17 protein-coding genes are annotated in these 24,184 nt (G+C 45.0%); 8 read left to right on the top strand and 9 right to left on the bottom strand.

What is annotated here, in order from left to right:
* Window positions 1–223: 223 nt before the first annotated feature.
* Entirely contained in the window at window positions 224–820 is a 597-nt protein-coding gene (locus VK541_RS06345) for a sigma-70 family RNA polymerase sigma factor (RefSeq protein WP_324368042.1), read from the bottom strand.
* 191 nt (window positions 821–1,011) lie between these two features.
* Here VK541_RS06345 and VK541_RS06340 point away from each other — a divergent pair, with 191 nt between their 5' ends.
* The gene (locus VK541_RS06340; protein WP_324368040.1) at window positions 1,012–2,853 is read left to right on the top strand and encodes an ABC transporter ATP-binding protein; all 1,842 of its coding nucleotides are present in this window, start codon (window positions 1,012–1,014) and stop codon (window positions 2,851–2,853) included.
* A gap of 2 nt (window positions 2,854–2,855) precedes the next feature.
* Here the strand turns inward: VK541_RS06340 and VK541_RS06335 are convergent, their stop codons facing one another.
* Entirely contained in the window at window positions 2,856–3,704 is an 849-nt protein-coding gene (locus VK541_RS06335) for a glycoside hydrolase family 16 protein (RefSeq protein WP_324368038.1), read from the bottom strand.
* 141 nt (window positions 3,705–3,845) lie between these two features.
* Here VK541_RS06335 and glpK point away from each other — a divergent pair, with 141 nt between their 5' ends.
* Window positions 3,846–5,336 carry a glycerol kinase GlpK gene (glpK, locus tag VK541_RS06330; protein ID WP_324368036.1) on the top strand — a complete coding sequence of 497 codons (1,491 nt, stop codon included), beginning with the start codon at window positions 3,846–3,848 and terminating at the stop codon, window positions 5,334–5,336.
* A 27-nt stretch (window positions 5,337–5,363) separates the two neighbouring features.
* Window positions 5,364–6,092 carry an MIP/aquaporin family protein gene (locus VK541_RS06325; RefSeq protein ID WP_324368034.1) on the top strand — a complete coding sequence of 243 codons (729 nt, stop codon included), beginning with the start codon at window positions 5,364–5,366 and terminating at the stop codon, window positions 6,090–6,092.
* A 77-nt stretch (window positions 6,093–6,169) separates the two neighbouring features.
* On the opposite strand, the gene VK541_RS06320 is transcribed toward VK541_RS06325, so the two are convergent.
* Together VK541_RS06320 and VK541_RS06315 are read right to left on the bottom strand one after the other, a co-directional pair.
* Window positions 6,170–8,821, bottom strand: coding sequence for a DUF7133 domain-containing protein (locus VK541_RS06320; protein ID WP_324368032.1), 2,652 nt, complete (start codon window positions 8,819–8,821; stop codon window positions 6,170–6,172).
* Window positions 8,822–8,917: 96 nt separating this feature from the next.
* Entirely contained in the window at window positions 8,918–9,946 is a 1,029-nt protein-coding gene (locus tag VK541_RS06315) for an Atu2307/SP_0267 family LLM class monooxygenase (RefSeq protein ID WP_324368030.1), read from the bottom strand.
* A gap of 414 nt (window positions 9,947–10,360) precedes the next feature.
* On the opposite strand from VK541_RS06315, the gene VK541_RS06310 reads away from it, so the two are divergent.
* Entirely contained in the window at window positions 10,361–14,425 is a 4,065-nt protein-coding gene (locus VK541_RS06310) for a chemotaxis protein CheB (RefSeq protein WP_324368028.1), read from the top strand.
* 18 nt (window positions 14,426–14,443) lie between these two features.
* On the opposite strand, the gene VK541_RS06305 is transcribed toward VK541_RS06310, so the two are convergent.
* The 3 genes from VK541_RS06305 to VK541_RS06295 are packed head-to-tail and all read right to left on the bottom strand — an operon-like array spanning window position 14,444 to window position 17,197.
* Window positions 14,444–15,487, bottom strand: coding sequence for an adenylate/guanylate cyclase domain-containing protein (locus tag VK541_RS06305; protein ID WP_324368026.1), 1,044 nt, complete (start codon window positions 15,485–15,487; stop codon window positions 14,444–14,446).
* Window positions 15,465–15,866 (bottom strand): response regulator, encoded by a 402-nt coding sequence (locus tag VK541_RS06300; protein WP_324368024.1) that lies wholly within the window; start codon window positions 15,864–15,866, stop codon window positions 15,465–15,467. The genes VK541_RS06305 and VK541_RS06300 overlap by 23 nt, the downstream gene beginning before the upstream one ends.
* Window positions 15,867–15,886: 20 nt before the next feature.
* The gene (locus VK541_RS06295; protein WP_324368022.1) at window positions 15,887–17,197 is read right to left on the bottom strand and encodes a sensor histidine kinase; all 1,311 of its coding nucleotides are present in this window, start codon (window positions 17,195–17,197) and stop codon (window positions 15,887–15,889) included.
* 78 nt (window positions 17,198–17,275) lie between these two features.
* Here VK541_RS06295 and VK541_RS06290 point away from each other — a divergent pair, with 78 nt between their 5' ends.
* Window positions 17,276–17,866 carry an HD domain-containing protein gene (locus VK541_RS06290; RefSeq protein WP_324368020.1) on the top strand — a complete coding sequence of 197 codons (591 nt, stop codon included), beginning with the start codon at window positions 17,276–17,278 and terminating at the stop codon, window positions 17,864–17,866.
* Complete coding sequence (locus VK541_RS06285) at window positions 17,863–18,732, top strand: YitT family protein (protein WP_324368018.1); 870 nt, start codon at window positions 17,863–17,865, stop codon at window positions 18,730–18,732. The genes VK541_RS06290 and VK541_RS06285 overlap by 4 nt, the downstream gene beginning before the upstream one ends.
* A gap of 26 nt (window positions 18,733–18,758) precedes the next feature.
* Here the strand turns inward: VK541_RS06285 and VK541_RS06280 are convergent, their stop codons facing one another.
* Window positions 18,759–20,426 (bottom strand): S41 family peptidase, encoded by a 1,668-nt coding sequence (locus VK541_RS06280; RefSeq protein WP_324368016.1) that lies wholly within the window; start codon window positions 20,424–20,426, stop codon window positions 18,759–18,761.
* Between the two features lie 109 nt (window positions 20,427–20,535).
* On the opposite strand from VK541_RS06280, the gene VK541_RS06275 reads away from it, so the two are divergent.
* Window positions 20,536–20,886, top strand: a complete 351-nt coding sequence (locus VK541_RS06275; protein WP_324368015.1) for a VOC family protein — start codon at window positions 20,536–20,538, stop codon at window positions 20,884–20,886.
* Window positions 20,887–20,903: 17 nt separating this feature from the next.
* Here the strand turns inward: VK541_RS06275 and VK541_RS06270 are convergent, their stop codons facing one another.
* Window positions 20,904–23,207, bottom strand: coding sequence for a gliding motility-associated C-terminal domain-containing protein (locus tag VK541_RS06270; RefSeq protein WP_324368013.1), 2,304 nt, complete (start codon window positions 23,205–23,207; stop codon window positions 20,904–20,906).
* A gap of 150 nt (window positions 23,208–23,357) precedes the next feature.
* Between VK541_RS06270 and VK541_RS06265 the strand changes: the two genes are divergently transcribed.
* On the top strand, window positions 23,358–24,184 hold an 827-nt coding region (locus tag VK541_RS06265), incomplete at its 3' end, for an alpha-L-rhamnosidase N-terminal domain-containing protein (RefSeq protein WP_324368011.1).

Raw genomic sequence — 24,184 nt, 5'->3', positions numbered from 1 at the left:
ACACGTCAAGCTCTGTTTGTGCAAGGCTGCTGCTCCCTTATTGATACTATCTTCTTAAGCCAATATTCAGATGGTTTTAAAATGGTAAAGTAATGCTTGAAAGGTCATTTGGGCCTATCAAGGGTTATGCAACCCCTATGCAAGGGTTGAGGGAAGGTTATGAAGATAAGGAAGCAAAAGGGTATCAAAACGAAAACAGGTAAGATTTAGATCCTGCTGTCAATTAAGCAGCTACAAACATTTTCCTAAGTGCAAGCAATGCGGATTTAACCCTGGATTTAACAGTTCCAAGTGACATTCCCAATTCATCTGCTGCTTCCACGTGGGTATAGCCCTTGAAATAAACTCTGTCAAGGACCAGCTTTTGTGATTCAGTAAGGGATTCGGTCAATTCCCTGAGACCGATTGTATCCGGGTTAAAATGATACATCAATTTAGTTTCCGTTCCTTCAAAAACGATTGCCAGCTCTTTATTTTGAGTACTCCTGATCTCGCCCTTAAGCCTGAGGTGGTCAATCGCAGTATTTGTAGCCATTCTTGCCATCCAGGTGTATGGTCTTCCCTTAACTTCCTCATATTTAAGGGAAGATTTCCAGATTTTGACAAAGGTTTCCTGCAATACATCCTGGGCTATTTCATCGCGTTTTACAATTTTTAAAATGAGTCGCATTAGCGCCGGCGCATAGTCCTTATACAAAACAGCAACAGAAGGCAGCCGACTTACGCGGTCATCATGCCGCTGTTCCAGCCAGCGGGCAGGATTTGCCACCTTATCGTTTGAAAAAGCAGCCGTGCAGAAAGGAAACGCGTTAGCCCTCATGTCAGATCAATAATACACAGGAATTCTGATGTCTAGTCCCTGCTCCTATAACACTTTACGTTTGTTTTTGTGTTGAGGTTGCGTCTCGTCGTATGTTTAATTTATCTGATGATAGTTCACACCGGCAATGCGCCCTGACAGATGATTTATAAATTCGATCAACACTACCAAAGTTTTTTAACTTTACGAACATGGCGAAACAAAGGAACATCAATACGATTCCTAACGATGACATTTCATTTAGAGCGCGCATCTCAGCTTTAAGTAATCTTCCGGCGCTTTTTAAGCTGGTATGGCAAAGTAGCCCGCAAAAGACGACCTTTAGTTTTCTCCTGCGCATTCTCCGTTCTGCTATGCCGGTCACCCTGCTCTATGTGGGGAAACTGATCATTGATGAAGTTGTGCACCTGACCCATCAGGGTGCCGGCGGCGATCAGCAGCTGTTATGGGAACTGGTGGCACTGGAATTCGGTCTCGCTGTGGTTACCGACGGACTGAACCGTCTCATCAATTTGCTGGACAGCCTGCTGGGCGATCTTTTTTCAAACCATACTTCCATGCAGATCATGCGCCACGCAGCCACGCTTGACCTGGAGCAGTTTGAAGATTCTGTTTTTTACGACAAACTGGAGCGGGCAAGGCAGCAGACCGTCGGACGGAGCATTTTATTGTCCCAGGTCATGAGCCAGGTACAGGACTTCATTTCTATGGGTTTCCTGGTCACCGGCCTCTTCGCCTTCAATCCATGGCTGATCCTGCTTTTACTGGCGGCAATCATCCCTTCTTTCTTAGGAGAATCCTATTTTAACAGTAAAAATTATGCTTTAACAAGAAGCCAGACACCCGAAAGACGTGAACTGGATTATTTGCGGTATCTGGGGGCCAGCGATGCCACAGCAAAAGAGGTAAAAATATTTGGACTATCAGATTTCATCATCAACAGGTTCAGGACCCTGTCCGGAAAATTTTATAAAGACAACAGCAAACTGGCAGTTCGCAGGTCAGCATGGGGCACACTCTTGTCGGTTTTAGGTACTGTTGGTTATTACGCTGCTTATGCGGTCATCATTTATCAGACCATCAGCGGTAAGGCGTCGGTAGGCAGTCTGACCTTTTTGGCCGGTTCCTTCAGACAGCTGAGCAATCTTATGGAAAACATGCTCAGCCGTTTTACATCCGTATCGCAGGGAGCCATTTATTTAAATGACTTCCTGGAATTCTTTGAGATCAAACCCAAAATAAAAATCGAAGCCAATGCACTTCCTTTTCCCAACCCGATCAAACTGGGATTTACTTTTGAAAATGTGGGCTTTCAATACCACAATTCGGAAAGATGGGCAAACCGGCATTTGAACTTTACACTGAACCCGCGCGAAAAACTGGCATTGGTGGGTGAAAACGGAGCGGGAAAAACCACCCTGGTCAAGCTTTTGGCGAGGTTATATGATCCCACAGAAGGCCGGATCCTGCTGGATGGAATAGACCTGAAACTGTATAATCTGGAAGACGTCCGTTTGAACCTGGGCATCATTTTTCAGGATTACCTCAAATACCAGATGACCTTTTCCCAAAACATCGCAGTCGGGAAAATCAGTGAGGCAGATAACATTGAGCTGATCAAAAAAGCAGCCCGGGAGAGCCTGGCAGATACGCTGGCCAAAAAACTGCCCAATGAATATGACCAGTGGCTGGGCAAGAGATTTAATGACGGAGTAGAACTGTCCGGCGGAGAATGGCAAAAAGTGGCACTCGCACGGGCCTACATGAAAGATGCACAGGTGCTGATCCTGGACGAACCCACCGCCGCTTTAGATGCAAGAGCGGAATACGAGGTATTTCAGCGTTTTGCTGAGCTGACCAAAGGAAAATCTGCAGTGCTGATCTCCCACCGTTTTTCCACAGCAAGATTAGCCGACAGGATCCTGGTACTCGATAATGGGATGATCCTGGAAAGTGGCACGCACAGCGAATTGCTGAAAAGTGAAGGCAGATATGCAGAGCTGTTTAAACTGCAGGCAAAGGGATACCAGTAATTCTATTTTTGATAAACACGCACATAGTCTACTTCAAACCGGTTTGGAAACCTGGTCTTGCTCACATCGCCCCCGTTTGCCCCGCCCATAGCCAGGTTCAGCAGCATATAGTGCGGCTGGGTGAAAGGATTGAAACCGCTGTCATCTTTGTTATACAATTTATCCACGCTGACTTTCAGGAATTCTTCATCATCGACGAATAAGGTAATCTCTTTTTCCGTCCAGTCCATGCGCCAGATGTGAAACTTTGCGGCCCACTCCTTTCCGCCCAGTTTGGCAACGGGTGTTTTTTTGCTGTACCACATGGCCTTATAGCGCTCAGCAGTACCGGTTGCAATATTGGCCAGAAGGGTGTCCCTGTAATATTCCATGATGTCGATCTCTCCATTGGATGGCCATTGTTTTGATACACCCAGCGTCCACCAGGCCGGCCACAAGCCCGCACTGATGTCAATTTTCCCCCGCATGACGAAGCGTCCGTACTTCCAGCTATGCAGACCAGAGGTATTGATGCTTGAAGAAGTGTATTCAATATTTTCGGGACTGCTTTTCCAGTCCCTGCTGCCTTTTTCAAAGTGCGGATTTGCCTTGGTTTCTTTCCTGCCTTCAATGATCAGTACGCCATTTTCGCACCAGGCATTGTCAGTTTGGTACCATTGCAGTTCCTGGTTTCGTACAAAGCCCTGTTCAAATTTCCAGTTTGCAGGATCTGGTTTATCTTTTTTATTAAATTCTTCGGCCCAGACCAGTTTATAGTCACCCTGCTTACTGCTTTGGGCCAGTACCCCCGACGGGATGATCCAAAATGCAAAAATTAAAGCAACAGGAATGGTACAGATTAATTTTATCATAAGTCGTATTTTACTGGCACAGCAAGATAAGAAACAGACATTTAACATCATAATGCGTAATAATTTCATATTGTTTCCTTTTACTTTCGAAAACGATTGCTTATACTTACGTTTTATTACACATCACTCCAAATATAAACTATGAGTAAGTATATTTTATCCTTTGACCAGGGAACCACAAGTTCGAGGGCAATTGTATTTAACAGAGAGGGAACCATTGTATCCATCGCTCAAAGAGAATTTGAACAGATCTATCCGCAACCGGGATGGGTGGAGCACAACGCCGCTGAAATCTGGTCAACACAGGTTAGCGTAGCTACTGAAGCCATTGTAAAAGCCGGAATCACGCCAACAGACATCGCCGCCATAGGCATCACCAATCAACGGGAAACCACAGTATTGTGGGACAGAAAGACCGGGGAGCCACTGCACAATGCCATTGTCTGGCAGGACAGAAGGACTTCTGCTTATTGCGATGAGCTTAAAGCCAAAGGTCTGGCCAAAAATATACAGGAAAAAACAGGGCTGATCGTTGATGCTTATTTCTCCGCCACCAAGATCAGGTGGATGCTGGACAATGTACCGGGAGCAAGAGAAAAAGCCCTGGCAGGAGAAATTGCTTTTGGCACTATAGATTCCTGGCTGATCTGGAAACTTACCGATGGAAGAGTTCATGTTACGGATGTGACCAATGCATCCAGGACCATGATCTACAACATTCACACTTTGGAATGGGATCAGGAGTTGCTGGACTTGTTTGACATCCCTGCCGCTATCCTCCCTGAAGTAAAATCTTCGAGTGAGGTTTACGGGGAAACTACCGGAAATGTACTTGCCGCTAAAATACCGATTGCGGGGATTGCCGGAGATCAGCAGGCCGCACTTTTTGGACAAATGTGTACTGAGGTAGGCATGGTTAAGAACACCTATGGTACTGGCTGTTTTATGCTGATGAACATTGGGGATAAGCCTATCATTTCACAAAACAATCTGGTCACCACTATTGCCTGGAAAATCAATGGCAAAGTGCAATACGCACTGGAAGGCAGCATTTTCATAGGCGGAGCCGTCGTTCAGTGGCTCAGGGATGGTCTGGGCATCATCAGCTCCTCTGCCGAAGTAGAGGTGCTTGCCCAAAAAGTACCCGATACCGGGGGTGTTTATTTGGTGCCTGCTTTTGCCGGACTGGGTGCTCCCCATTGGGATCAGGATGCAAGGGGAACCATTACCGGAATCACCAGGGGGACCAATGCCTCGCACATCGCAAGAGCCGCTGTTGAGAGCATTGCATTTCAGACCATGGAAGTGTTAAAGGCAATGGAAGCGGATTCAGGGCACCGCATTAAAGAATTAAGAGTAGATGGCGGGGCGACCGCAAACGATATGCTGATGCAGTTTCAGGCAGACCTGCTGGACACAACGGTCATTCGTCCGAAAGTTACCGAGGTAACTGCATTGGGAGCCGGCTACCTGGCTGGTCTGGCTGTTGGTTACTGGAGCAGCATGGACGAAATCAGCGGTCAGTGGCAAATTGACAAGAACTTTAATGCAGGCAATACAGAAAACATTGCAGAACGGATAAAAGGCTGGAACAGGGCTGTTAACGCAGCTAAGGCTTGTACCATAAAATAATTTCATACACACCTAATTCAATTAAATATGTCACCATTTTCAGCCGAAATTATCGGCACCATGTTTATGATCCTCCTAGGCAACGGCGTAGTTGCCAACGTAGTTTTAAATGGCACCAAGGGCAATAATGGCGGCTGGATGGTCATTACCACCGCATGGGCCTTTGCCGTTTTTGTTGGCGTTGTCATTGCAGGACCCTATAGCGGAGCCCACCTTAACCCTGCAGTTACCATTGGTCTTGCTCTTGCAGATCGGTTTGAATGGACACTGGTCCCCACTTATATCGCCGGGCAGTTCATCGGCGCTATGGCCGGTGCTTTCCTGGTATGGTTGCTTTACAAAGATTTCTATGCAGGCACGCCTGACCAGGGAGCCAAGCAAGCGACTTTTTGCACGGCTCCGGCCATTCCCAATAAAGTTTCCAACCTGATCAGCGAGATCATCGGTACTTTTGTGCTGATCTTTGTGATCTATTATTTTACAGATGCAAAAATGGGCTCTGATAAAATCCCCATTGGCTTAGGTTCAATTGGAGCCTTACCGGTAACGCTACTGGTTTGGGTCATCGGTTTATCTCTTGGCGGTACTACCGGTTATGCCATCAATCCCGCAAGAGACCTTGGTCCCCGGATCATGCATGCCATATTACCTGTAGCCGGTAAAGGAGGAAACAACTGGGGATATGCCTGGGTTCCGGTAGCCGGCCCGCTGGTTGGCTGTGCTATTGCCGCACTGCTGCTCCACACAATGAAGTAATATTCTATACAAAACAAAAAAAGCAGACGGTAAGACCGTCTGCTTTTTTTGTGGTATTGATTTTACCTGTTAAATACTTACTTCTTTTGCTGTGACAAGAAAGTGATCAGTGAAGCAAATTCTTCGTAAGACAATGAGTTGGCAAGGCCACTTGGCATCATCGATGTTTCCAGTTCTTTTCTGCTCAGTACATCAGCAGTTTTCACTGTAGTCACTTGTCCGGCAATGTCCCTCATCGTAATTTTGTCCGCGGTTTCCGCAGTCACAAATCCCATATAGGTTTTATCTCCTTTTGCGCTGATCATTACGGTAGAAAAGCCCTGAGAGATCGAAGCATTAGGTTTTAAGATCGACTCAGCGATGTGCTCCCGGTTCATGATCGAACCGATCTGCCCCATAAATGGCCCTTTCAAAGGCTCCCCTTTATTGAGACTATGGCAGGCGATACATCCCTGTTTAGCAAAGATTCCCTTACCCAAAGTCGGATTGCCCTTGATTTTTGCCATTGCCAGCATCACGTCTTCGATAGAAGATTCGCCGATCTGTCCTTTCTTGTTTTTGATCTTTTCCAGGTCTACTTTTACTTCCTCTTTGGCTGTCTGGTTTTCTTCTCCCCCAAATTCACTGATGCCCATTTGGTTCTTGGCATTCAGATCAGTGATGAATTGTTTTCCCGCTGTATTGGCCTTGCTCCATTCTTCTGTCAGGAAGGTTTTGATGGCCGGTGACCCTGCCCAGTCCACCGCAACATAATATGGACCATGCCCGTCAGGTCTGGTCGTCCACCAGGTCAGCCCTTTATATTCATCTTCTTTTTTATAAAGACGGGATATGATGGTCATGATCTGGCTTTTTAACTCCGGGTCTGTTGCCTTTTTATAGGCTGCGATCAATCCGCCTACTGCATTCTGGTCGTGCATGTAGCGCAATGCCCAAAGTGCAATGGTAGAATTCTCAGTTCCGATGGCTTTCACACAGGCATCCGCAGCGTTGAGGTTCAGCAATGAATGTACGGCCAGGTGCGCCGGTATGATCTCCGAATTAGGGGTTGCATGAGGTCCTTCAGTACCCTTTGCCGGAGCGACAAATGAAGCCGGCACTTTTACTTTTAACAAGGCTGAGATGGCCTCCTCACGACCTAAACGGCCCAGACCGATAATCGCCACAGCACGCACACGCTGGTCTGCATCATTGATTCCCTTAAGAAAAGGATCAAGCGGCACTGTTTTAACTGCAGTTTTCCGGTCGGCAAGCGCACGCAGGGCAAACTCTTTTACTTTCTGATCTGAGGTCAGTTTGACCAGGTTGGCAATACCCTCTTCTCCTGCTGCCTGGGCATAGGTGAAAATTCCTGCCGCACGGGCATACAATGGCAGGCTTCCATCAGCTGCTATACCCCATGAGGCTTTAGCCGCATCCTTGCCGGAACGGCGCAACAGTTCTTGCTGGGCTTCAAGCCTTGCTACCGCACTGTTTGATTTTAACAAATTCGTCAATCCTTTTACTGATTCTTTTTTAAGATCAGGAAAGGCTTTGTATTTCCAGTCTTTAGGAATTGCCCTTACAATAAACCCTTTGCTCGGGCTTCCCGAATACCCTGCTCCGTCCCATGCCGCAAGATAAAGACGACCGGAACCATCGACATCAAGGTCAGTGATCTGGTTCAGCTTAATGAACTCTTCGTCTTTTTGTTTAAAGCTCGCACCATCCGGGGTAACCCTGTGAATATACAGAAAGCTGTTGCCCCAGTCCGCCATCATAGGTACATGGTTATATTTTTCAGGCCAGGTCGGTTCATCCATAAAAAGGGAGCCGGTTCCCGATCCGCCGCCTACATCGACAAGGCCCGGAATGATCTCTTCTGTAAAGTTTTTGAAAAGCAATGGATAGCCGTATTCTCCGGACTGGATGTGATGGCTAAAGCGGATGTTCCAGCCGCCGCCGTCATTGGTATTGTCACGGGTAAAGATGTTCATATACGGGTCAATTGCCACGTCGTAGATGTTACGCGTACCATGCGTATACAGCTCCATCTCCCTGCCATCGGGCCTTACCCTTACGATTCCCCCTCCATGAAGCGTCATTTTGGTCCCGTCACGGTCTACAGCATTGTAAAACCCGAAATCACCGGCAGCAATATAAATCCAGCCATCGATGCCCATACGCAAACCATTGGTGGCATGGTCGGTACCACGGCTCTGAACAAATTTCGGGGAACTGATGTTTTCGATCAATGGCTGTGAAGGGCCGTCGGCAACGCCGTCCTGGTTTTTGTCTTCAAATACAACCAGCGCCATACCTGTGGCTATTCCGTTTTCTTTGGAAAAGGTCGTATGGAGCACATAGACTTTATCACCCTGGGCAATGATACCCCGGGGATTGTCTACTGCTGCAAATTCTGTGTGTTTGTCCACTTTCCCGTCATTGTTGCTGTCGATAAGCTTGACGATACTTCCCTTGCCGGGATCTTTGCCCAGTGAGCCGATCTTATCGACCCCTACAAAGACTTCTCCGGTAGCGGCAACTGCCAGACAGGCCGGACTGGGTGTCAGATCAGCGCTCGCAAAATTGGTCAGGTTAAGCTCTCCGGGCCATCTGGAGGCATTGCGCAGCGTGTCCTGCGGTTGGCGGTTCTTAGTCCGGTCTGAGGACCCTGGGATCTTTTCGTTAAACTTATATCCAAAAAGGATCAGAAAAGCATAAATTAGAATTAACTGGATTTTAAACATAGTTGTGTGTTACTTACCCAAACTTAGAAAAAATTGTGCTAAAAATAAGAATGCTGTAAAAATGTAAAGACTTAATTGCGATGAAGCTGTGCAAAATCACAGCACTTTTCTGACTTCAGGGGCGACTTTAGTGCCAAACAACTCAATGGCTTTCATCATCTCTTTGTGCGACGGATCGCCTACATCCATATGGCCAATAAACCGGGTAATGCCAAATAACTCATGCATGTACAGAATTTTATCGGTCACCTGAGCCGCTTCGCCCATAAATAATGCGCCTTCTTTTGAACGCCCGCCGTCATACTGCTCCCTGCCATACGGTGCCCAGCCCCGCGATGCACCAACCCTGTCCATTTGTGCCGCGTAATTGTAGTAATACTGATCTATACTGGCTTCATTATCACTTACAAAGCTATGCGAATGGATCCCGATCTGAATTTTGCTGACATCATGACCATTCTTTATATATTCCTGCTTGTAGAACTCAATTAAAGGCTGGAACTGTTTAGGCATGCCGCCTATAATGGCAACCACCAGTGGCAATCCCAGCACCGCGGCCCGCAGCACCGACTGCGGCGTTCCGCCTACGGCAATCCATATCGGCAGCTTTCCGTTATTGGTAGCCCTGGGCAGCACCATCTGATCTCTAAGCGGTGCGCGCAATTTGCCTTCCCAGTTCACCACTTCATTGTTGTTGATGTTTAACAAAAGGTCCAGCTTTTCCTCAAACAAGCGGTCATAATCACTCAAATTGTAACCAAATAAAGGAAAGGATTCTATAAAACTGCCACGGCCCACTCCTATTTCAGCACGTCCGTTAGATATCAGGTCGATTGTCGAAAAATCCTGGTATACCTTTACCGGTTCGGCCGAACTCAGGACGGTAACGGTGCTCATCAGCTTAATTTTCTTAGTAATGCTCGCCGCTGCAGCAAGCACAATCTCAGGAGCAGACACCGCATAATCCGGCCTGTGGTGTTCGCCCAGACCAAAAACGTCAAGTCCAACCTCGTCAGCTAATTTTATCTGTTCCAGAATTTCGCGGAGTTTCAATCCTGCTTCACGTGGTTTCCCTGTTTGCGGATCAAATGACAAATCGCCAAACATTCCTATTCCTAATTCCATTATAGTTCTCCTTTTTTTATAAGTCAAAATTATGGAACTCTGCGTTATCCGGCCTTGATGTAGGATAAGAATTTTTGATACTGTGAAAGTATTTAACAGGGCAAGGTACTGGTTGTGGGCCAGTTCTGCTTTGCCGCAAAGCTGCAGTCGGAAAAAGTCCTGGGTATGAGTTCAGGACCACCATTTCGTTGCCTATCGTATTGACTTCTATAGCGGGAACGGCAATCATTGCACTTCTGACGGTCAGTTTTCAAGCTTATAAGGCCGCCAGGGCCAACCCCGTGGAAGCCCTGAAGTACGAATAAAATGCATTGAAAAATCCTGCAGAATTTAAATGAATATTCCAGCGCTATTAATGGTATATTTGCTCATAATCTCCTTCTTTATTCATTTGAGGATTGTTAATCCTGACCGATGGCTAAAATTGACTACAATCAGTATGTTATTGCCATTGGCGCTTCCGCCGGTGGGATAGAAGCTATATCCAATTTTTTCGATCATACACCAGCTGATGCGGTTTCGTATATTTTAATCCAGCACCTTTCTGCCGATTTTAAAAGCCATATGGCACAAATACTTGCGCCTCACAGTAAGCTGCAGATCATAGAGGTAACGGACAATACCCTGATAGAAACCAACAGGGTATACCTGATTCCCAGTGCCAAATTTATGACGGTCAAAAATGGCCGCCTGATCCTGACCGACAAAAAAGACAAAATTCCCCCGCATTTGACCATTGACCATTTCTTTTCCTCACTGGCAGAGGACTGCGGAGAAAAGGCCATCGGTGTGATCTTATCGGGGACCGGGCATGATGGCTCGATGGGAATTCAGGCAATTAAAAATTCCGGGGGCTTAGTCATTGTTCAGGATCCTGAAACGGCGACTTTTAACGAAATGCCATTATCAGCAATCGGTACCAGCTGCGCCGACCTTGTGCTTAAGCCCAGGGATATGCCACAGGCCATTGAAGATTATGTCAATGACGGAATGCAGGGAATCCTTTTAGGTAGTGAAAATGACCAGATCAGCGAAGATAAACTGTTAGGTATCTTTAACCTGATCAAAGCCAATTCGGCTTTTGATTTTACAGATTATAAACGTCCTACCATTTTAAGAAGGATAAAAAGACGTTTGCTGCAGCTCAATTTCAGCAATGCCAACACTTATTACGAATTTTTACAGAATACACCTTCAGAGGTCACACTGCTGGCCAACGATTTTTTAATTAGCGTAACATCCTTCTTCCGGGATCCCGAGGCATTTAAAGTGATTGATAATGTAGTCATCCCCATGATTATTGCACAAAACCCGGATAACGAAACCATAAAAATCTGGGTCGCGGGCTGCGCAACGGGAGAAGAAGCTTTTTCACTAGCGATTTTGATAAAGGAATATCTGAATAAGATCGGTCAGAACAGGATGATTAAGATATATGCAACAGACATCAATAAATCTGCACTGGCTATCGCCAAAAAAGGGATGTATCCTGATAGTATAGCAGAAACCATGGATAAGGTAAGACTGAAAAGTTTTTTTACTAAAGCGGGAACAACCTATAAAGTCAACCATGAGATCAGGAAGATGATCGTATTTGCAGAACATGACCTGGTTAGAAATGTGCCTTATTGCAACATTGACCTGATCAGCTGCCGGAACCTGCTGATTTATATGAACTTTGAGCTGCAGGAGAGGGCATTTTCCATGATGCATTTTGGCCTCCGGAAAAATGGATACCTGTTTCTTGGGCCCAGCGAAAACACTGAAGCATTAAAAAATGACTTCACAGAGATCAGTACTAAATGGAATATATACCAAAATAACAAGATCGGCAAGCCGGTAAAATTCAACACCTTTTCATCGCCCGTTATGGGAAATGTAACCGCAACAATGGAAGTAGTCAAAAAAACGGCAAGCCCGGTAATCAAATTAGCCTCAAGTGATGAGCTCAGTCTGGCAATTTTGCAGGAATCTGGATTTAACGGTGTCTGTACAGATGAAAATTTAATGGTCATCCGCTCTTTCGGAAATACAACCGGTTATCTTAAAAATGAAAACTTCAATTTTAACCTGAACGACCTGATGCCGGATCACATTTCCATTACTTTTAAGGCTGCGGCTCATAAAGCCCTGAAGCTGAATGAAAGGATTGAATTAAGTGGTTTAAAATTTGAAAATGCGGTTACGTCCAAAATACGCCTGGTTGATATCGTGATCAGGCCCTTTTTGATGGGTAAACCGGGCGGGAAATTTTTACTGATCTTGTTTGTAGAGAATAAGAGCAAGGCCAATGGCATACATATAATTCAAAACGGGGGTTTTGACCAGCTTGCCAAAGAGCATTTGGTCAACCTTGAACAGGAGCTTGCCGAATCAAGGCTGAACCTGGAAGCTGCAAATGAACGTTCAGCCTCATCCGATGAAAATATGCAGTCCTATAATGAGGAACAGCAATCTGCCAATGAAGAAATGCAATCTGCCAATGAAGAACTTCAGTCTGTTAATGAGGAGCTGCATACCATCAACAAAGAATACCAGGCAACGAATACCCAGTTAACCGAGTTGAACGATGACCTGAACAATTATTTCCGGAGTAATTTAAACGGGCAGCTGTTTGTGGACCGTGACCTGCTGCTGAAAAAATATTCACCTGGTGCGGTAAAGCACATCAATATCCGGGAAAGTGATATTGGCCGTCCTTTGAGCAACATCACTACAAATATTAAGTTTGAAACTTTGATTGACGACATTAAACAAGTCATGCTCGATGAGGAAACCATTACCCGGGAGGCGGAAGCATCAAACGGGAAGATCTACCAGGTCATGACCATGCCCTACATCAGAAAGCACAGTAAAAAATCTGATGGAGCGGTGATTAGCTTTTATGACATTACTGAATTAAAAAAAATATCACACGAACTGGATGTCACCAACAAAAAACTAAACAAGACAAATGGTGAAATAACGGTTGTAAACACAGAATTGAATGACCGTAATGAACAGCTCAACAATTCCAAAAAGTATATAGAAGAGATATTTAATACCATACACGATCCGCTGGTTATCCTGGATAAAGACATGAAGGTGATCCGTGCCACCGATGGTTTTTATCAGACCTTTAAAGTGACTGAAGCAGAAACAGAGGGTAACTTTTTATATAACCTGGGCAATAAACAATGGGATATTCCGGTATTGCGGCACCAGTTAGGGAATATTTTACCTGAACAGGGTTTTTTTAAAGCTTTTGAAGTGAACCATGTGTTCAATGTTATCGGGCATAAGATCATGCGCTTAACCGCAAGACAATTTGACACTTACACCAACGAAACCTTAACCCTGCTGGCCATACACGATTTAACAGATAAACGTAAAGTAGAAGAAGGTCTTGCCGAAGTGGAGCGCTTACTGGCCGAGAGTAAAGAAAGGTTACATTTTGCAATAGAATCTGCAGGAATCGGTTCATGGGATTTTAATGTATACACAAAAGAACTGATCTGGGACAACCGCTGCAAGGAATTATATGGCCTTAATTCCGGAGACCCTGTCGATTACAGCGTTTTTCTGAACCAGATCCATCCGGATGACCGGGATCCCACAGATGATGCCGTGAACAAAGCCTTAAAGGGCGTAAACAATGGAGAATTTAATATCGAATACCGTTCAATAGGTTTACATGATAAAAAATTGCGCTGGATAAAGTCCAAAGGCAAAGCTTATTTTAACGAAGGAAAGAAAGCCACACGTTTTATCGGTACCGTTCTGGATATCTCCATAGAAAAATCACTGGAGTTGAGTACCAGGGAGCTGTTGCTGAAAAAGGATGAATTCATCAGCATCGCCAGCCATGAATTAAAAACCCCCATTACCAGTCTTAAATTATCTCTGCAATTGCTGAGCAGACTGAAGGAAAACCCTTCAGCAGCGATGTTGTCCAGGCTCATAGACCAATCCAACAGGAGCATGGAAAAAATTACCAACCTGATTGATGACCTGCTTAATGTAACCCGGATGAGTGAGGGGCAACTGGCCCTCAATAAAGTTCCATTTGTTATTTCAACTATGCTAAGCCAGTGCTGCTCGCACATCAGGGAGCAAGATAAGCATGAGCTAATTGTACAGGGTGATAAAAAATTGCAAATTGATGCAGATGAGCACCGGATAGAGCAGGTTGTGGTCAATTTTGTAAACAATGCGGTCAAATATGCCCCGGATTCGAAGGTGATTTACCTGATCGTAGAGAAAGAAGGTAAGCATGCTAAAATATCCGTTAAAGATGCCGGCCCGGGTATTCCTGAAGATAGGCTGGGCCATCTTTTTGACCGGTATTACAGATCAGATTATGAAGGGAAACAATATTCTGGTTTAGGCCTGGGGCTTTACATCAGTTCCGAGATCATAAAGCGCCATGGCGGAGAAATTGGTGTGGACAGTGAATTGGGTAAAGGCTCAACTTTTTGGTTTAAAATTCCGGTTGATTAGCGCCTTATCACGAGAATATCATTCCAGTACCTGGTAAATCGTCACCGGTTTGGCTTTATTTTTTAGGGTTACCTCTCCGATCCTTTCACAGCGAAACGATTCTTTGGCTTTGTGGTAGGTTTCTTCGGATATGATGATCTGCCCTGCTTTGGCAGCCGACTGAAGACGCTGCGCCAGGTTAACGGCATCACCTATCACGGTATAATCCAGTCTCCTGAGCGATTCTGAACCAATATTACCCGATACCATTTCACCTGAATTGATGCCTACTGCGATCTGGGGTTTGTAGGACTGATCTCCGGCTGTTATTTCTTCAATATTGTTGAGCTGGGCATTCGTGGCGAGCGCGGCATCTATAGCGCGGTCAAGGTGAAAATCACCCCTGAATACGGCCATCACTGCATCCCCCATAAATTTATCGACATGGCCGCCCTGTGCGACGATCTCTGTGACGATTTTATCAAATAGCCTGTTGATCAGGTTGACCACCGTATTGGCCGGTACGTTTTCTGTGATCGAGGTAAAGCCGCATACATCAACAAACAGCACTGTGGCATCAACGACTTCGTTTTTCAGCAGGCTGTTCTCAAATTCTTTGTGGGTCATAAAATTGAGTACGTTTTCGTCCACATACATCTTCAGGATGTTGTTCTCCTTTATGGCTTTTATGGTGTCTTGCAGCTGTTTTACATAGAGAATGGTCTTTTCCATGGTTAGGTCCAGGTCATCAAAATCTACGGGCTTGACCACAAAATCAAAAGCGCCCCTGTTCATCGCCGTACGGATGTTCTGCATATCGCCATAGGCAGATACCACTACCGCCTTTAACATCGGGTTGGCCTCCGGTAAGCGGCTCAGCAGGGTGAGCCCGTCCATCACAGGCATGTTGATGTCACTCAGTATAATATCAAGATCGGGATGCTCTTTTACCTTTAACAGGGCTTCTTCCCCGTTTTGCGCAAACACAAATTCATAAACGTTCTCGCGTATTTTCCTGCGGAACTTTTGTTTTATAAGCAGCTCCAGATCCGCTTCATCGTCAACTACTAGTATCTTGGCCATTGTGTTCAGTAAAGAATTTAAGTTTCTCTTTTAAGAGGTTAAAATCGAGTGGTTTTGTTAAAAAGTCATTGGCACCTTTTTCCATTGCCTGACGGTGATTTTCTTCATCGCCATAAGCAGTAATCATAAATACTGTTGGGGGCGGAGCATCGTATTCGTTCCTGATGCGTGACAGGAGTTCGATACCACTCATGCCGGGCATATTGATATCGGAAAGGATCAGCACTACTTCTGAATGTCTGGTTTCCAGATAGTCAAGCGCCTCTTCTCCGGAAAGTGCAAAATCGAGTTCTATTTCATGGCTGCGTATTTCTTTGCGAAAGCGCTGTAAAAAAAGCGGTTGCACATCCGCTTCATCGTCTACTACCAATATCTTCATATGCCCCATAAATATACTGTTTAAATTTTAGCCGGAATAGAAATGACAAATTCCGTGTATTCGCCTTCTGTACTGTTGATCTCTATTTTGCCGCCATGGGCCTTCACAACGATATCATAACTCAGCGACAGGCCCAGACCTGTTCCTTCACCGGTCGGTTTGGTGGTAAAAAAGGGCTGCAATATTTTGTCTTTGATCTCATCTGGGATACCGGTGCCGTTATCTTTTACTTTGATCTCCAGTTCATCTTTTTTCCTGGCTGTACTGACTTCAACAATTGGCTTGTATCCTTCAATACCCAGTTTCTGCTTTTTTTGCACAGCGTAAAAGGCATTATTGAACAAGTTGAGCAAAACCCGGCCTATGTCTTGCGGTACCATGTTCACTGCAGCAAGTCCTTCTTCAAAATGGGTGACCAGATCTGCATTAAAGCTTTTATCCTTGGCGCGCAAGCCGTGATAGGCCAGTCTCAGGTATTCATCCGCTAAATTGTTGATATCTGTAGGCTCCATGGTACTGCTGCTGGCCCGGCTATGCTGCAGCATTCCTTTTACAATGCCATCGGCTCGTTTTCCGTGATGGCGGATCTTTTCCAGATTTTGTTTAATGTCTGTAGCTATGGCAATGACTTCTTTGTTGTTGCCATTTGCCAGCTCTTCTCCCATTTCATCGATCAGCTCCATACTGACTTCGGAGAAGTTATTCACAAAATTCAGCGGGTTCTGTATTTCATGTGCGATACCGGCTGTCAGTTCGCCAAGGGAGGCTAGTTTTTCTGATTGTATCAGTTGCTGCTGTGTGGTCTGCAGCAATTTAACAGCTTCCTGCAGTTCATCTTTTTGCTTAGTCAGTTCAGCAGTCCGCTCTTCAACGAGTCTGTCCAGCTCTGCATTGCGAAGGCTGACCCGCTGAAGTTCGTCTTGCTGTTTCTTTGAAGATGCCCAGCGGGCAAATATCCAGGCGAAGCCGAGAAGTATGGCACACTGAAAATAATAATCGTAATCTTCATAAAATTTTTTGAAGGTCAGTTCGGCAAGACCGCTGATCACTGCGATTGAAATTAAAGGATAATGTGCTTCAAGAAAAGGCCGTATCGGCTTAAAATCGGGGGTTCTTCTGATGTATTCGACGAGGGCAAGCAAAAAAATGCCGCTCAGTAAAATATTAGTAACATCACCAAAGACACTCTCAGCTCCGAGCCAAATGATCCAGACCAGCACACTGCTGATATTTAAGATCTTGCCCCACTTTTCATAAAGCGGAGTGAATTTTATGGTTTTAATTAAGCGCCTTAACAGTAAAAAAGCCGCCAGGTAAACAAATATTTGCATGCTTTAAAAATAGCTGAGTTTGGGAATAAATGTAATTATTTAAATTTTAATATATTAGTTTGATAATGGCAGTTGATTATGCAGTTTAAAGAGGCCTGTGAATTTATTCTTGACAAGTTACGGGATGAGCTGCCATCGCATCTTACTTACCATAGCATATATCATACCCTTGATGTGTGCGGAGCCGCAAAACGCATTGGCCGTCTTGAAAACATCACTGCGACCGAAATGAAGCTGCTGCTAACCGCCGCCTGCTATCACGACTGCGGTTATTTGACCACTACCACCGGCCACGAAGAACAATCCTGTAATTTTGCCGAGGAGTTTTTGCCGGGCTTTGGGTACAGCAATGATGCAATAGCAGAGATCTGCGTAATGATCAGGGCTACCCGCATACCGCAGGCCCCGCAAACTCCGCTGGCGCAGATTTTAGCCGATGCCGACCTGGATTATCTTGGGCGGGAAGATTTTTTTACCATCAGTGAGCAGTTATTTTTAGAGTTTATTGCCCTCGGTCTGATCACCGGTAAAGAAGAATGGAACAGGGTACAGATAAAATTTTTTGAGAACCATCGTTATTTTACCGCAACTGCTATAAATTTGCGGCAGGTATATAAAGAAAAAAACCTGCAGCAAATTAAAGCCGCCATAAAAAAGGATATTGAATGAAGAACACCAGCATCCCCCAGTGGGTAACCGATACTGCTTACACCCTGATAGGAATTTTATTTTGCGCGTTTGCTTTAAAAAGCTTCCTGATACCTAATAAATTCTTTGACGGCGGGGTAACAGGCATATCGCTGCTGATCCATGAACTTTATCATTTAGACATCAGCTATATCATTGTGCTTGCCAATATCCCTTTCATCATCATGGGGGCTTTTCATGTAAATAAGACATTCGCGGTGAAAACATTTGCGGCCGTAATCGTACTCGGGCTTTGCCTGCAATTTCTTCCTTATCCCCAAATCACATCTGATAAATTGCTGGTTTCTATATTTGGCGGAGTGTTTATGGGAATAGGTGTCGGGCTGGCCATACGTGGCGGATGCGCGCTGGATGGCATTGAAGTGCTGGCACTTTATACCGGCAAACGCATCAGTTTTACCATCAGCGAGATCATTCTGGGCATTAACATTATCATTTTCCTGATCGCGGCAATTGATCTGGGACTGCCTACCGCCTTATATTCTATCATGACTTATTATACAGCGTCGAAAACCATAAGTTTTGTAATAGAGGGACTTGAAGAGTACACCGGGGTAACAATTATATCCGGCGAGAGCCAACAGGTAAAAGAACGCCTGGTGATGGAGCTTGGCCGCGGTATAACGATCTACAAGGGCGAACGAGGCTTCCTTCGTGAAAGCTTTGACGTCAGCCAGCCGGTAGATATTGTCTTTACGGTGATCACCCGGCTGGAAGTCAGGCGCCTGCGCAACCTGGTCTACAAGATAGACCCTAAAGCTTTCATTTTCACCAGCACGATCAAAGAAGCGGCGGGGGGTGTGCTGAAGAAGCGGGCCAGGCATTAATTCTGCTTTTGTACGGCTTTAATGTGTTAATTGATACCCTTGCCGCTTAAATATTCTAAGGCCCTGTCCAGCGTGAGGTCTTTGTTTTGCAGGACAGCTTCAAGTGTTTGTTTGACCGGTATGTCGATCTTCACTCCACTCTGCTGGGTGCCGGAACGGTCCGGATAATAAATGCCGTATCCGGAATAGGAAATGGTCAGGTTTCCCCCCATCGGAATCAGGGTAACTATGCCATCGGCACCGGCGGTTTGCCTGCCTATAGTAACCGCTCCGGGAATGGTCTGGAGTGTCATAACAGAATACTCGCCCTGACTCTGACTGCGTTCATCGGCAAGGATCAGCACTTTACCTTGATAAATATTCTTATTGATGTCGCCAAGTTTGGGTGATAATTCCCATTTAAAGTACCCCGGATGCTCTGGACTAAAAACCAGCGAGTAATTGATCGGCCGGCCCTCGGGCAGGAACATGTCAAAAATACTGTAGAAATCATCATTGTTCGGGTAATTTCTCACGTCAAAGATCACGGCTTGTTTGCTTTTGATCAGCGTCTTGATTTGCTCCAGGTTGCCTTTCCAGATCTGTGCCGCATAGACATAGGCAATGGAGCTTCCAATGGTCTTGTAACCCGTCTCATTTCCCATATAATTTGCTATATCCTGCCACTTCTTCTCTGTTATTAAAATACAGGTGGTATTGGTGCTATGGGACTGCCCCGCTCTTTTGAGTGTCAGCTGCTGGTTTTGGTCTGGCGTATCAAAAAACACCCAGTTCAGGTAATGGTCTCTGGAGTTTTCATTTGATGCTGAAACATAAGGTTTGAGCCGTTTTATCCGTTCGGATACTGATTCTTTATCCACGGCTGTTACGATATCCCCTACCCTGATATTGGCTTTGCGGCACAAGGTATCATTGGCCAGCTTGGTGATGACTACATTTCCATCTACAATGGCCGTATGAAACGGCGCGGTATATTTTCCAAATACATTGTCTTTGATGATGCTATGATTCCTGGATGAAGACACCTGGGAATGTCCGTCATTCAGTGCAACTGCTAATTTTAGCAGTGTTTTATAATAACTTGTGGTATCATTTGCAGCGATCATTTCAGGTACAAACCTGCTTAGCATGCTGTCCCATTCCTTTCCGATCAGGTATTTATAGGGCGCGAAGTAGTTGATCGCATTGTAAAAACGGGCCAGAAATAACAAACGGTGTTGTATATCAGGAAATCCAATATTCTCATATGGGTTTTCGCCACTGTAATCTGCTGTCATATTCTGCAGCTTAATATACCGGTTTGGTCCCTGGTTGCGATAGTCATAAATTTCCCTCAGCCGGGTCTTTAATGTAGCATTGAGAAACGATGATTTCGTCCAGCCGTCACTAAAATTTCCAGTAAACAGCTCATCCGCCGGTTTTACGGCAACCCGTTTTTCCACCGGGCCTAAAGCTTCAATTATCGAAAGTAATTGCCGGTTGAACTGTTCTTTGCTGTCGGTTTTACGGATGTCTTCTATATTGGCCATAAAAACGGAATCCCAATCGGACTTTCCAGCGGCCACATTTATATGGTGGTATTTTAAGAAACCCCAGAGCCTGGTGAAAATTTCAATCTTTTGAGTTGAAGTTTGAGCAGAGGTCTGAAGGGAAAAGGATAAGACCAGGAGCATCAGCATTAAAAAGCGTTTCATACCATTGTGTTTACTACGGTCAAAATACAGTTTAATTTTAAAGCTGTCAAGAGCGCTTAAATTATTAACTTAGATTTGATTTCATAAATGCAGGTTAAATCCAATTCGTATGCTTACAGATATCAATCCGAAACTACCCATGCGTGACAAAGCTGTCACCAGGGACTTTTACCTAAACAAACTGGGTTTTCAGGAATTTGGCACCGTGGATTACGACGGCTATCTCATGATAGAAAAAGACCGCATTCAGATTCACTTTTTTGAGTTTAAAGAACTTGATCCAAAGGAAAACTATGGACAGGTATATATCCGCACTGATGACATTGACAAGTTGTTCCAGTTTATGAAAAACCAGGATGTGAACTGTACCAGGCTGGAGCATAAGCCCTGGATGCAGAGTGAATTTTCAGTTCTTGACCCTGACAGCAATTTGCTTACTTTCGGGCAGAGTTTGTTCTAAATGTGACCGTCATGCGATCACCTGATAATCATTACACTGCCTGAAATAATTTGTTTATAATCCAGGTTAATGATATAATAGAAAACTGAGGGGTCACAAATCTTGCCATTATAATCGCCTTCCCAGGCTTTCTTATACCCTATAGATTTAAACACCTCAGTTCCATAGCTGTTAAAGATCTGAACCACGCAATTGGGAAAAGATGAAATACCCGTAATTTGCCAATGGTCATTTATTCCGTCTCCATTGGGACTAAATGCTGTCGGGGGCAATATTTTAGTCAGTGTAATTACTTTTACAAAAATGCTGTTCGAGACAGCTAAAGCGTTGTGAGTGCAAACTAAATCTGCAATCATATTACAGCTTACTTCATCGCCGTCTGTAAGATCTGTAGTAGTAAAAACAGGTTGGCTTACACCAACTGACCTTCCATTAATCTGCCAGTCAAACACAGGATTTACTCCACCGTTAACAACATTGGCCTGGAATGTGACTGCCAGACCTTTATAGATCTTCGTCAGGTCCTGAACAATAGTCAATCCGGGCGTCAGGTTCGGATTTATCCTTACGACAAAGCGGTCACTGGTAACATTTGACAATTGCTGACAATAGGAAGCGTCGCTCTTAACGGTACAGGAGATTTCGTCAAGATCATGCAGCTCATCCGTTTCGTACACAGCACCATCGGGACCATCCGGTACAGCGCTGCCATTGACTTTCCATACATATGAGGGGCTTGTTCCCGTATTCTCAACCTGAGCGGTGAAAGTGATGCGTGTACCAGAACAGACCAGGTTCTGATCAGCCGAAATCGTGACCAAAGGATTCAAAGATTGTTCAGGGGCCAGCATGGTTATCGGGTTACTCCAAACAATTGCATTCTGTACGCAGACTTCATTGCTCGTCAGCCCACAAGTCACGACATCACCTGCGACCAAACCTGTCCCGGAAAAAGTACTGCTGTTTGTACCTCCGTTTGCATCAGATCCATTTACCTTCCATTTAAAAACAGGACTTGTTCCGCCATTAGTCACTGTTGCGGTGAATGCAGGCTGGAAGGAAATGCAGGCTGTATTTGAACTGGAGCTGATGGAGATGTCTGCAATTTTATTCTCCGCAACTACGATTGGATTCGAAACGGTTTCACAACCTGTTTTAGTGATAATTTTAGCAGTATAGGTTCCGGGCAGGACCGTTGTAAACGTTCCGGTATAGATGTTACCGAACTTAATTACCCGGTTACTGGAGAAATCGCTAACGTAAAGGTTGTTGTGTGCATCCATCCAAACCCCCGCCGGCGTAATCTGATTTGGATTTGTTCCCTGTCCGTTACCGCCTGCAATGATAGTACCGGTAAATAAAGGTGTCCATTTTTGCACACTGAACCCCGTTTGATCGCTAACGTATATATTTCCCATACCATCTACAAAAACGGCCAGTGGGTTATTGAGGAAAATACTGCCGTTACTAATGGCTACTGTAATCCCGTTCGTAGCGCCGCGGGCCCATTTTTGCACCCTGCCATTATCTGTGTCGCATATATAAATATTTTCAGCGGCATCAACAAAGATTCCCGTTGGACTAGCCAGCTGATTTGGCGCACTACCATAACCGTTTCCTCCGGCAACCAAAATTCCCGTTCCTCCGCCTGCGGGAAATTTAAGAATACTTTGATCATTTTGCTGAGAAACAAACAAGTTGCCATTTGGGTCAATAAACAATCCTGTTGGCAGGCTTAATGATGCAGCTACTGTAACTCCTGATGTTGCGCCGGGCGCCCATTTCTGTATCCTGCCGTTATTTTGATCGGCTACGTATATATTGCCTGCCGCATCAACGGCAACGGCGGTTGGCCGGTTAAATTGATTGGCCTGGCTGCCTGCTCCGTTACCTCCCGCAACTGTAACGCCAGAAGCCGCACCGGGAGCCCACTTCTGAACACGGTTATTTCCCATATCTGGAATGTAAAGATTGCCTTCAGCATCAACAAACAAACGATTTGGGCTATTTAGCTGGCTTGTGCCTGCGCCTGCGCCATTTCCTCCGGCAACCACTACTCCATTATTTTGCTGAGCAATGTCCTGGTCAAGAATTGATGCACCGTTCAACTGCCATGATATCGACGCAACAGGTTCACTGCTCGAAACTGTTAATACACTTCCAACACAGGTGTTTCCTGATAAAGTTGCAGTGCAGCCAGCCCTTTTTTTTCCGGGGTGTTTATTAAAAGTAATTTTTCCTTTATCCGGAGAAACAGCGTACAAACGGACTATTAAAAGGTAAATGCACAATAATAACAGGATGAGCGCCTTGGATTTCATTTGAGTCGTTTTATATCAGTCCACAAATTAAAGCTTAATTCCTTTACTTTTAAGCAACCGGCGGTATAGATATCTCCGCATACAATGGATTAATTGATTTGTAAAACCGTATTTTGCTTAAATCTAAATTATAGAACCGACATTATATCAATGAAAACAGTTTTTGCTTGCATAATCTTAGTCCTGCTTACTCCCGATATCATTTTTAGCAAACCACCGGAGTCACGACCTGAAAAACTTAAATGCGAATATCTCGCAGACCCGATTGCAATAGAAAACCAGCACCCGTTGCTAAGCTGGCAATTGGTTTCCCCGTATAAAAATAAAAGGCAAAAGGCATATCGCATCATAGCAGCAAGCAGCAGTGCTTTATTAGCACAAAATAAAGGAGACTATTGGAATAGCGGTAAAATATATTCCCCTAATTCCACCCAAATTACCTACCGTGGCAAACCGTTAACTTCCAGAAAGAAGGTGTATTGGAAAGTGATGATCTGGGATGAAAAAAACAGCCCTTCTAATTGGAGCCAAGCCGCTTCCTGGTCTATGGGCCTGCTGCAGCCCGGCGACTGGAAGGCGAAATGGATCGGGTCTTTCGAAAATCCGTATCCGGATTCAGCAATAACTTATCCCGCTCCTTTTTTTCGTAAAGAAATTACAGTCCGAAAAACCGTAAAAAAAGCAACAGTTTATGTCAGTGGCCTGGGTTTTTATGAACTGTTTTTCAACGGCAGGAAAATTGGTGACCAGGTACTGGCTCCGGCAGTGACCAATTATGATATAAGGCCGCTTAAGAAACTGCTTTATCCTTATGACGATCGATCCACTCAAAGAGTGCTTTACAATAGTTTTGATGTCACCAGTAACATCACTCAAAAAGTTAATGCGATTGGAATTCTGCTGGGTAATGGCTGGTACAATCAACGGGACCGAAGGGTTGAAGGTGACATGTGGTATGACATTCCAAAGTTGATTTT

It is taken from the genome of Pedobacter sp., assembly GCF_035317785.1.
Lineage (GTDB): Bacteria > Bacteroidota > Bacteroidia > Sphingobacteriales > Sphingobacteriaceae > Pedobacter.
This window is presented reverse-complemented; position numbering and strand designations above follow the sequence as displayed.